10 protein-coding genes are annotated in these 10,241 nt (G+C 66.6%); 6 read left to right on the top strand and 4 right to left on the bottom strand.

The window, feature by feature from the left end:
- Window positions 1–132: 132 nt before the first annotated feature.
- Window positions 133–360 carry an antitoxin gene (locus tag OXK16_07295; GenBank protein ID MDE0375752.1) on the top strand — a complete coding sequence of 76 codons (228 nt, stop codon included), beginning with the start codon at window positions 133–135 and terminating at the stop codon, window positions 358–360.
- Window positions 361–412: 52 nt separating this feature from the next.
- On the opposite strand, the gene OXK16_07290 is transcribed toward OXK16_07295, so the two are convergent.
- Window positions 413–1,174 carry a DUF3800 domain-containing protein gene (locus OXK16_07290; GenBank protein ID MDE0375751.1) on the bottom strand — a complete coding sequence of 254 codons (762 nt, stop codon included), beginning with the start codon at window positions 1,172–1,174 and terminating at the stop codon, window positions 413–415.
- Window positions 1,175–1,481: 307 nt separating this feature from the next.
- A complete protein-coding gene (locus tag OXK16_07285; protein MDE0375750.1) occupies window positions 1,482–2,645 on the bottom strand; it encodes a M20/M25/M40 family metallo-hydrolase in 1,164 nt (387 codons plus the stop codon).
- Between the two features lie 78 nt (window positions 2,646–2,723).
- Between OXK16_07285 and OXK16_07280 the strand changes: the two genes are divergently transcribed.
- A complete protein-coding gene (locus OXK16_07280; GenBank protein ID MDE0375749.1) occupies window positions 2,724–3,542 on the top strand; it encodes a hypothetical protein in 819 nt (272 codons plus the stop codon).
- Here the strand turns inward: OXK16_07280 and OXK16_07275 are convergent.
- Both OXK16_07275 and OXK16_07270 read right to left on the bottom strand, forming a co-directional pair.
- Window positions 3,528–4,265 carry a SprT family zinc-dependent metalloprotease gene (locus OXK16_07275; protein ID MDE0375748.1) on the bottom strand — a complete coding sequence of 246 codons (738 nt, stop codon included), beginning with the start codon at window positions 4,263–4,265 and terminating at the stop codon, window positions 3,528–3,530. The genes OXK16_07280 and OXK16_07275 overlap by 15 nt on opposite strands.
- Before the next feature lie 183 nt (window positions 4,266–4,448).
- Complete coding sequence (locus OXK16_07270; protein MDE0375747.1) at window positions 4,449–5,405, bottom strand: SDR family oxidoreductase; 957 nt, start codon at window positions 5,403–5,405, stop codon at window positions 4,449–4,451.
- Window positions 5,406–5,513: 108 nt separating this feature from the next.
- Here OXK16_07270 and OXK16_07265 point away from each other — a divergent pair, with 108 nt between their 5' ends.
- The 4 genes from OXK16_07265 to OXK16_07250 all read left to right on the top strand — a co-directional run bounded on the left by OXK16_07265 (window position 5,514) and on the right by OXK16_07250 (window position 10,241).
- Complete coding sequence (locus OXK16_07265; GenBank protein MDE0375746.1) at window positions 5,514–7,352, top strand: ABC transporter substrate-binding protein; 1,839 nt, start codon at window positions 5,514–5,516, stop codon at window positions 7,350–7,352.
- Window positions 7,353–7,434: 82 nt separating this feature from the next.
- Window positions 7,435–8,361, top strand: coding sequence for an ABC transporter permease (locus OXK16_07260; GenBank protein ID MDE0375745.1), 927 nt, complete (start codon window positions 7,435–7,437; stop codon window positions 8,359–8,361).
- Between the two features lie 27 nt (window positions 8,362–8,388).
- Window positions 8,389–9,327, top strand: coding sequence for an ABC transporter permease (locus OXK16_07255; protein MDE0375744.1), 939 nt, complete (start codon window positions 8,389–8,391; stop codon window positions 9,325–9,327).
- Window positions 9,324–10,241, top strand: a complete 918-nt coding sequence (locus OXK16_07250; GenBank protein MDE0375743.1) for an ABC transporter permease — start codon at window positions 9,324–9,326, stop codon at window positions 10,239–10,241. Before OXK16_07255 ends, OXK16_07250 begins: the two co-directional genes overlap by 4 nt.

Below are 10,241 nucleotides of genomic sequence, written 5' to 3'. Positions count from 1 at the left end.
TTCCTAGCCTCATCGCGTTCGGGGAGGACGGAACCGAGCCGCTCCTGGGAACCATCGCTCTCCAGGCCGCGGGGATCGAGGTTGACCTGCGGACCGAATCACTCAGGAAGGGCCGCCGCTTCCGGCTCTGACGTGAAGCGAACGACCGTCTATCTCCCCGCTGATCTGAAGCAACGGCTGGTAGCCGTGGCAGAACGAGAGTCCCGCAGCGAGGCCTCCATCGTGCGCGAGGCCGTTCAGGCGGCGCTCGACTCTCGCGACGCTCCGATCCCGAAGTTGCCTCTGTTCGATGGATGGGGCGATCCCACCCTCGCCGACCGGGTGGACGAACTGTTGGTAGGTAGCGGCTTCGGTAGCTGAAGTTGATGCCAGGGGACCCATGACGGGGACCCGACCTTCCGCCGACGCGAGCCTAGGTGGTCGACACCCTGTTTCGGCAGGCTGGGCAGGGGCACGACTGGTAGTTGCGGCTTTGGTGGAACAGGCCGTGCATCCTGCCTTGGTCAGTGTCGAACAGAGCCCAAAGACGGTGGGTGAACCGGTCATCGAAGGATCCTGCGTAGTACCGGTACAGCGCGTAAGCGACTAGATCGGCTGCCTGGAGGGCACGGGTGGCCTTGGAGTCGGAAAAGAACGGGACATCTGCGAGGTTGCTTATCCTCCCGAGCGAGCTGGTCGCAGCCCGCCACTGGCTGATCCACGCCTGGAGCCTTTGGTCCACGCCGCCTTTGTCGTGAAGTATCAGGCCCCGCTGGCGGACTCCGGACTCGCGGCCCATCCGTTTAACGAAGTCGTCGAACTTCTTGGCGACGAGTTCGTATGCGCGGGCCTTCCCACCAGTGCTTCCGCGGTCTAGCACCACTCCTAGGAGACGCATCGGGAAGTCAGGGTTGCATGGTCGGTAGCCAGCCAAGCACGCGTAGGCGCCGGCGAGGATTCGGTGCCGGTTTGTCCCGCTGATCGCCGCCCACTCGTTTCTGCCACGCCAGAGTTCGGTGGCGTGCAACTCGAAGATGGTGTGGTCATGGCCTAGATCCTTGAGGCGGCGGTAGAGAAACCTGTCTAGTCGTTGCTGCAGATGCCAGACGTCTTCTTCGTGGATCATCAGACCTGCCACAACCACAGCTCGGCTGGTGGGGTGGGTACCGGACTCGTCAACGAAGCCGACGTACAACTTCGCCCTCCGTTCCTTCCAGACGCGTTCGTGCCCCGCCGAAGCGAGGCACGTTCTGCATGGTCCAGCAGGGGAACCGCTTAGGGCTCGCGGACCGGGACCAAGCTCAGTCCGTCCCCGCCGGTGTGCCCTCAACCCTAATAGGACTGCTGGACTTCAGCAAGTGGGAATACACACTTGTCCGGTATAAACACCCGTCTTTGTGTTGTAGCATCCTCCAACTCGTAATCGAGATGCATTCAAACCCCAACACAGCAACCGATACTCTCCCAGAAGACATGCGCTGGGACCCGGCCGGGCTGCCGGGTCAGTCGGCGGCGAGGTTCAGGGCGGTCTGGGCCAGGATTTCGGCCGCTAATGCCGTTTCTTCGATGCCCACCCATTCCTCGTCGGAGTGGGCCTGGTCGATGCTGCCGGGTCCGAACACCACGCAGCTGATCCCGGCCGGGGCAAGCGCGGAGGCGTCCGTGCCGAAGGTGACGCCGATCGGATCGGCCTCCCGGCCCGTGGCCGCCTCCCGGGCCCCCTTCAAGGCCTGGACCACCGGGTCGGTCACGGGTGTGTCGAGGGGAGCGGTCATCAGGAGGGGATCCCGGCGCTCCAGCGGGACATCCACACCGGCCAGCAACTCGTCGAACTCCTCGAGAAGTTCCTCGTGGATCTCGCCGGGGATCACCCGCCGGTCGAGGCCGATGACGCACTCGGCCGGGACCACGTTGAAGCCGGAACCGCCCCGGATGATGGTGACGGCCAACGTGGGCGGCCCCGCCAGCGGGTGTCCCACCGGGTCGAGGGAGGTCAGATAGTCGGTCTGGAGGGCGTCCAGAACCCGTCCCATCGCGTAGATGGCGTTGCGTCCCAGGTGGGGTTTGGAGGAGTGTGACGGGATGCCGGTGGTGGCGATCTCGAGGCGGAGCACTCCCTTGTGGGCGGTGGCGATCTCCAGGCTGGTGGGTTCGCCGAGCACCGCCATGTCGACCTCCGGATGGGCGGCCGCCAGCTCCTCCGCCCCCGTTCCGCCGACCTCCTCGTCGATGCCCCCTACCAGCATGACGGTGGCCCGCTCGGCCGGGTCTACCGACCCCAGCAACCGGAGGGCTTCGACCATCGCCACCAGCGACCCCTTGGTGTCGCAGGCGCCCCGCCCGAACACGTTGCCGCCGGTGGACATGGCATCGGCGGTGGCCTTGCCGGAGAGGCCCACGGTGTCGAGGTGGGCGTGGAACATGACGACCGGAGAGCCCTCCCGTCCCGGCAGGGTGGCGACGACGTTGTCGCGCCCTCCCGGGTGGACCGGTTCGCGCACGGGATCGAAGCCCCAGTCCCTGAGGTCGGAGAAGAGCAGGCTCGCCAGGTCGGCCTCGCCGGCGCCCCCGTCGATGGCGGGGTTGACGGAGTGGACGCCTACGTAGCGGACCAGCAATCGCTCGACCCTGGCGCGGTCGGCCTGGCCTTGGAACTCTGACGGCACGGGAGCAACGATACCGAATCGGGCACCTCCACCTACAATCCCGGCAACAGTTTCCGGCCGCGACGGGAGGGCCGCCAAGTGTGCACCACCGGGTTCTTCAGGCTCGGACCTGACGACTACCTGCTGTTCAAGAACAAGGACTTCGGCAGGGAGAGTTTCGACGACCGCCTGGTGCTCGAACCGGACGTGTTCGGCGTGGAGGGTGTCACCACCTGGGCGGGAACCGATCCCGACCTGGACCGGTTCTCGGGCTTCTCGATCGGCGCCAACTCCTCCGGCCTGTTGGTGTGCGACTCCAACGTCCGCACCCTCGATGACCACGCCAACTACGACGACCTGGTCGAGATCGCCCTGCGCGAGGGCACGGATGTCCCGTCGGGCGTGGCCGCGGTGGAGCGGGCGGTGGCGGCCCGCCCCTACCTGTGGGCCAACCTGGTGCTGATCGACCGTCACGGCCAGGCTGCTGTCGAGGTGCGGAGCCGGCGGACAGCCGTGCTCCGGCCGGACAGGCCCACCGCCCGGTCCAACCACCACACCGAACTCGGGGTCCACCCCGAGAACGATGACCGGTTGACCACGCTCGACCGGATCGCCTCCGCGCAGGGCCGCCTCGACCGGGCCGCCTCCCTAAACGAGATCCTGGAACTGCTCCGGAGCCACGACCAGGGCGACACGGGCGTCTGCAACCATCTGGGCTACAGCACCGTCTACAGCTACATCCTCCGCCACCGGGCCGGGACCACCACGCTGATGGTCAGCCGGGGCAGGCCTTGCGAGGCGTCCCCGCCCCTGGAACTGGAGCTTCCATTCGGCCCGGCCTGGTCGCCTGACTCCCTAGATGACTTCCTGGCCGCCTACCCCTCCGATCGGGTCCCGGTCGCCTCACAGGCTCCATAGCGGCAGGTTGGAGACGGCCTCCTTCAGTCCCCTCCGGCGCTCCTCCACGTCGGGCAGGGCGCCGGCCACCCGGTTCCAGAACTCGGGCGGGTGGCCCTTGACCTGGAGATGGGCTAGCTCGTGCACCACCACGTAGTCGATGAGCCTCGGCTCCAGCATGATGATCCGCCAGTTGAACCGGAGGGTGCCGTCACGGGCGCAGCTGGCCCAGCGGCTCTTCTGGTCGCGGATCAGGACCCTCGACCTCGGGCCATGGCCGAGGAGCGGCCACCAAGCGTCGACCGTGGCCGGGATCCGCTCCCAGGCCCGGGCGTTGTACCAGGCCACGAAGGTATGACCGACGCTCAGGAGCCGGGAATCCTCGTCCGGCCCGGGTGGCACGGTCACGGTGAACCGGCTCCCGTCGAAGTCCACCACCGGTCCCGGCAGGTCCACGGTCTCGTAGGAGAGCGGCACGGCCCGGCCCAGGTAGGGCATGATCTGGCCCTCTCGCAGGCCGGGCAGGCAGCTTCGTTCCAGGTCTGCCAGGTGACCGAGAATCCACGGTGCCTTGGCCTCCACGAACTGCTTGAGGTCGTCCACCGGCGCCGCTCTCGGGGCATACACCCGCACGCCGAGAGGTGTCACGGCCACCTCGACCGTCTTCGTCCGCCGGTCGCTCCGGCGTACCTCGAACTCGATGGTGTCATCTCCGTGGGTGATGGAGCAGTATTTGCGCGCCATCGCGGTCTCCTTTCGCTTCCCGGCCGCCGTTGCCGAGGGCCGGTTCCAAACTGATGTCGGGGTCGGGCCTTCCGATCCCTCCCCATCAGTTACCGCGATATGGCAGGCTTTTCCAGACCCTTACCGGCTGCTGTTGACCATGAGATAAGACGTAACAAAAGATTAACAACTAGTAACTAGCAACTAGAGACTGACCCGGCCCTCGGCGAGCAACCGGCGGAAGGCCTCGACCGTTCCGACAACCCCCTCTGCCAGCGGGCGTTGGGGAATGTCGATGGCCTGCTCGAGACCGGCGCCGTCGATGATCGAGGGAAGCGGGAAGGGCGCATCGTCGTAGGTGGTCTCGATCCCGGGAGCGGCGGCATCTATGGCCGCGGCCACCTCCGAGATGTGAGCCACCGGACCGCCCACGTTGTGGACCAGGGCCCGGTCGGCCTCGAGGCGGGCGGCCGCGATGAAGATGCGGGCCATGTCCTGGGCGTGCTGGTAGGTCACCGTTCCGCCGTGGGTGATGTGGGCGGAGACTCCGGCCGCCGCGGACAGCATCGCGACCGTGGCCGCCGAAGTGAGACCCTGATCACGTCCCAGTCCGTAGATGACGGAGGGTCGCAGGCCCACCGAGCCGATTCCCCAGTCCGTGCTGTAGATCCGGGCCGTCCACTCGTTGGCCTGCTTGTAGGCACCGTAGAGCGTGGCCGGCGCAGCGGGGGAGTCGTCGTGGACCACCCCGCCCTCGTACATGTCGGCCGGGCCGAACACGCCGATCGAGCTTGCATACGTAACGCCCCGGACCTGCCCTTCGGTCCGCCGGGCCGCCTCCAGCACGTTCAGGGTGCCGGTGACGTTGACCCGGGAGCCGTTCACCGGATCGGCCGCGCAGAACGGGACCTGGAGGGCGGCCAGGTGGACAACGTGGGTTATCCGGTTGTCCGTGATCACCGCCTCGACCGCCTCGCTGTCGCGAATGTCCCCCTGGCGGAACCGGACGGCCGAGAGCTCGTCCTCGTCCAGCAGGAGCCGCAGGCGATGGGGGGTATCGCTGATGTCGAACGTGACTACCGGAGTTCCCTCCCTGACCAGCTCGTGAACCGCCCAGGCGCCGATGCAACCTGCTGATCCCGTCACCAGGAACCGTTCCATTTTTTCCGCCTTTTCCGATCGATGCGAACTTATTTTGTACGCCGTAGCGAGCAACAGGATAAGATATCCAATTAGCGTCAATGGCGCGAGCGAAGGAGGACATTGCTTATGGGCAACTCTTGGATGGATCCGGGCCTGGGTCCCGAGGTGACCGAACTCACCGAGCAGTACATGGCCAAGAAGATCGGGCGGCGCCAGTTCATGAAGCGCATGGGTGTTGCCGGCGTGGGGGTAGCGGCCGCAGCATCGATACTGGCGGCCTGCGGCGACGACGAGCCCGAGGTCGCAGCCACCACCGCAGCCACCACGGCCACCACCGCAGCCCCGTCCACGGATGACAGCGCCACCACGACCCAGGCGGCGGCCGCTCCGGAGGAGACCACTGCGACGACAGAAGCCGCGATGATGGGCCCGGTTTCCGGCGGCACGTTGCGGGAGGGTTACAACCGGGACGTCTCCAAGCACGACCCGCTGACCACCAACTGGTACGATCCCGCCTTCTTCGCCATCTACGAGGCGATCCTCTCCAACGACCCGAGCGGCGCCACCGTGCCCCAGTTCGCCTCCGGTTTCTCGGCGGCGGACGATGGCCTCGAGTACCGGTTCACCATCCCGGAGGGCAAGCTGTCGCACTCCGGCGGGACGATCAACGCCGAGATGGTGGCCGAGTTCTACCGGTCGATCCAGGCCTTCAGCTTCATCGCCGGCCTGGCGGCGCCGGTCGACACCTACGAGGCGGACGGCAACGATGTCGTCATGAAGATGAAGAACCCGTGGGTGGGGGCCCTAGGCCCGCACAAGACCGGGTACTGGCGGATCGTCAACATCAACACCTGGAAGGAGCACTCGATCACGGCCGACGGCGGGCTCAACGCCGCTTCGACCTACGGCACCGAGTTGGCTGACGGCACCGGTCCCTTCACCCACGAGGAGTGGGTACCGGGTAGCCACGTGCTGGTCCGGCGCTGGGACCAATACCCGGGTTCCCAGACCCCGTTCTTCGAGAACAAGGGTCCGGCCCATCTGGACGCCATCCGGTGGACGGTCATCACCGAGGCCGGCCAGCGGGCCACCCAGCTCGAGAACGGCGATATCGACACGCTGATCAACCCGGCCCACCAGGACATCGGGCGCCTCGAGTCCAACTCCGACCTGACGGTGATCCGGCATCCCGAGTGGTCGGGGTATCACCTGGCGATGAACCGTGACTATCCCGAGTACTTCGGCGACCGGCTGACCCGCCAGGGCTTGTCCCACGCGTTGGATCGCGAGGGCATGGCCCAGGCCATCCTGTTCGGCAACGGCGCCGCGACCTACGGTCCGTTCCCCACCACCGACCGGAACTACGAGTCGGCGGTCGAGCAGTTCAACCAGTTCGATCTCAACCTGGCCAACCAGAAGCTGGACCGGGCCGGGTGGACGATGGGCAGCGGCGGAGTCCGCGAGCGCGACGGGGTCAGGTTCGAGTTCCGCTATCTCGTCGAGGACGAGACGGTTCAGAAGTCGGTGGCCGAAGCGGTACAGGCTCAGTTCGCCAATGTCGGCGTCAGGGCCAACCTCGATGTGGTCGACCGAGCGCTCGCCTTCGAGCAGCAGAGCGGCCCGGGTCGGGACTCGGTCGAGATGTCGCTCTTCTTCTGGCTGTGGCCGATCCCGCTCGACGTGCTGATCCTCTTCGGTGGATCACAGTTCATCCCGGTGCCGAACTTCTCGCACGCCGTGGAGCCGCGGGTCGACGATGCCATCGCCAACTGGCAGAACTCTGCCACCGAGTCGCAGGCGCAGGCGGCGGCTTCCCAGTTCCAGCTGGCCTGGGCGGAAGAGCTTCCGTACATCCCGCTGATGAACCAGAACGCCACTTTCGTACACAACAACAAGGTGCACGGATGGCAGCCCTTCGTGTGGAATCTGTACCCGTACTACAACGACACCTGGATCGAGGCCTAAGGTTCCGGACGAACCTTGCCGGTACTCAGATCGCGAAAGGGCCGCGCTCCGGCGCGGCCCTTTCCGGTAGGAGGGTCTGGCTTTGAGGCGGCTGGCAGCCCGCTCCGCCTACATGCTGGTGATCGTGGCGGTCTCGTCGGTGGCGGTCTTCTACGCCATCCGGCTGTCGGGAGGGGACGCGGTGGCCGCCGTCATCCAGCCGGGCTCGGCCTCCCTGGAAGCCCGCGAACAGCTCCGGGAGCTCTGGGGACTCAACCTCCCCATCCACGAGCAGTACTTCGACTACATGGGGCGGCTGCTGCGAGGGGATCTGGGCAACTCCTTGACCAACAGCTCGCCCATATCGGACATGCTGATCATCCACGGTCGGCACAGCCTGATCCTCGGGGTGGCCGCCCTGGTGATCGTCTTCGGCCTCGGCATCCCTCTGGGGGTGCTGGCCTCGCTGCGCCGCAACGGCGTTGTGGACGCGTCGATCATGACCTTCTCGGTGGGCGGCATGGCGATCCCCAACTTCTGGCTGGCGCTGCTGGTCGTCTGGCTGTTCGCCTCCACCCTCCACTGGTTACCCTCCGCCGGCTGCTGCAGTCCCAAACAGCTGGTGATGCCCGCCTTCGTGCTGGCAGCAGAGGGCCTGGCTCTCACCGTCCGGATGACCCGTTCGGCCATGCTCGAGAGCCTGGACCGCGACTTCGTGCGGACTCTCCGGTCGGGCGGGCTGTCCGAGATGCGGGTGATCGGGCGCCACGTGCTGCGAAACGCCATGGTTCCCCTGGTGTCGCTAGCCGGCCTGCGGATCGGGCAGATCGTAGGGTATGCGCTGGTCGTGGAGACCATATTCGGCTGGCCCGGCCTGGGGCAGGTGCTGGTCAACGCGGTGCTGAGGAGGGACTACCCGGTGGCGCAGTTCTTCTCGCTGGTGCTGGTGATCCTCGTGATCATGGGCAACTGGGCAGCGGATCTGGGCTACCAGTTCGCCAACCCGCGCCTGCGCGCGGCCCGATCGTGAGACGTATGGTCCACCGAGGAATGGACGATGGCTGACGTAACCCCGACCCATCTGGAGACCTGGAACCTGCGGGTCGCCGAGTTCGAGGAGAGCCAGCGGGTAGGTCCGGCACGCGCCGCCCTCGGTCGCATGCGGCGTAACAAGCTCCTCCTCCTGGGAACCGCGCTCGGGCTGATCGTGCTGGGAGCCGGTGTCTTCGGCCCGATCGTCTCGGGCGCCGATCCGGCGTTCCAGAGCTTCGCTAACACCCTTCTGCCGCCCGGCAGCGAGGGCTACCTGCTCGGTACCGACCACCTGGGTCGGGACCTGGCGGTCCGGGTGTTCATAGGTATCCGGGTCAGCCTGATGGTGGCGGCGGGGGTCACCATTCTCTCGCTGATCCTCGGCTTGCTGCTGGGCATGTTCGGCGGGTTCCTCGGCGGTTGGGCGGATCGAACCATCCGGGGAGCGGTCGATTTCGTCTGGGGCTTCCCGCTGATCCTGGTGGCGGTGCTCTTCGCGGGAGGTCTGGGAGAAGGACTCTTCCCGGTGATCCTGGCGGTCGGGCTGGTGAACACCGCCGCCATCGCCAGGGTGGTGCGCGGCGAGGTGCTCGCCCTGAGCGAGAGGGAGTTCGTAGAGGCGGCCCGGGCAGGTGGCCTGTCGACCGCCCGGATCATGTGGCGCCACCTCTTCCCCAACATCCTGGCGCCGGCCCTGGTGCTGGCCTCCTACTACGTGGCGGTGGCCATCATCGCCGAGGCAGCGCTGTCGTTCATCGGCCTGGGGGCCCAGCCGCCCACGCCCAGCCTGGGAGGGATGGTGTCCGACGGGCGCAACTATCTCCAGCAGAACCATTGGGGAGCGACCATTCCCGGCATCACCATCGTGTTGCTGGTGCTGGCGGTGTCGCTGATCGGCGATGGCTTGCGCGACGTGTTCGACCCCCGGCTCAGGCACGAGGCCAAGGGGGTTGACGAGGAATGAAACGGGTACTGGCCCGCACCGTGTACATGGTGGTCGTCCTGGTGCTGTCCTCGATCGCCGTGTTCTACGCCATCCGGCTGTCAGGCGGCGACGCGGTGGCGGCCCGGGTCCCGGCGTCGGCCTCGGCGGAGGAACGGGAGGCGGTCCGGGAGCAACTCGGCCTCAACGACCCGTTCCACGAGCAGTACTTCGACTACATGGGCCGGTTGTTCACCGGCGATCTGGGCAACTCCCTCACCAACAACGCCCAGATCGGGAAGATGATCACCGAGCACGGCAAGAACAGCCTCATACTGGGAGTGGCCGCCTTCGTGCTCGTGTTCGGTGTGGGCATCCCCTTGGGCATGCTGGCCTCGCTGCGCAGGAACTCGTGGTGGGACGGCGGGATCATGACCTTCTCGGTGGCCGGGATGGCCGTGCCCAACTTCTGGCTGGCCCTGCTGGCGGTGTGGTTGTTCGCGTCCGTGCTGGGGTGGCTCCCCTCCGCCGGCTGCTGCGGTCCCAAGCAACTGGTGCTGCCTGCGGTGGTGCTGGCGATGGAAGGCATGGCGCTGACCGTCCGGATGACCCGTTCGGCCATGCTGGAGAACCTCAACCAGGACTTCGTCCGGACCCTCCGGTCGGGCGGCCTCTCGGAGTCGAAGGTCATCGGTCGCCACGTCTTCCGCAACGCGCTGGTGCCGATCGTGTCGCTGGCGGGCCTCCGGATCGGGCAGATCGTGGGCTATGCGCTGGTGGTCGAGACCATTTTCGGCTGGCCCGGCCTGGGGCAGGTGCTGGTCAACGCGGTGCTGAGGCGCGACTATCCGGTGGCGCAGTTTTTCTCGCTGGTGCTGATCACCGTCGTCCTTCTGTCCAACTGGCTGGCCGATGTCGGGTACACGGTCGTCAACCCCCGCCTGCGGAGAGGCTGA

Source organism: bacterium, from assembly GCA_028821235.1.
Classification (GTDB): Bacteria; Actinomycetota; Acidimicrobiia; order Spongiisociales; family Spongiisociaceae; genus Spongiisocius.
Note: the sequence above shows the minus strand (reverse complement) of the source record. Positions and strands in the feature narration are given on the sequence as shown.

Excerpts from the sequence above, each read along its gene's own strand:
- OXK16_07265 (MDE0375746.1), top strand. The coding sequence starts at position 5,514 with ATGGGCAACTCTTGGATGGATCCGGGCCTGGGTCCCGAGGTGACCGAA.
- OXK16_07255 (MDE0375744.1), top strand. The coding sequence starts at position 8,389 with ATGGCTGACGTAACCCCGACCCATCTGGAGACCTGGAACCTGCGGGTC.
- OXK16_07250 (MDE0375743.1), top strand. The coding sequence starts at position 9,324 with ATGAAACGGGTACTGGCCCGCACCGTGTACATGGTGGTCGTCCTGGTG.
- OXK16_07270 (MDE0375747.1), bottom strand. The coding sequence starts at position 5,405 with ATGGAACGGTTCCTGGTGACGGGATCAGCAGGTTGCATCGGCGCCTGG.
- OXK16_07275 (MDE0375748.1), bottom strand. The coding sequence starts at position 4,265 with ATGGCGCGCAAATACTGCTCCATCACCCACGGAGATGACACCATCGAG.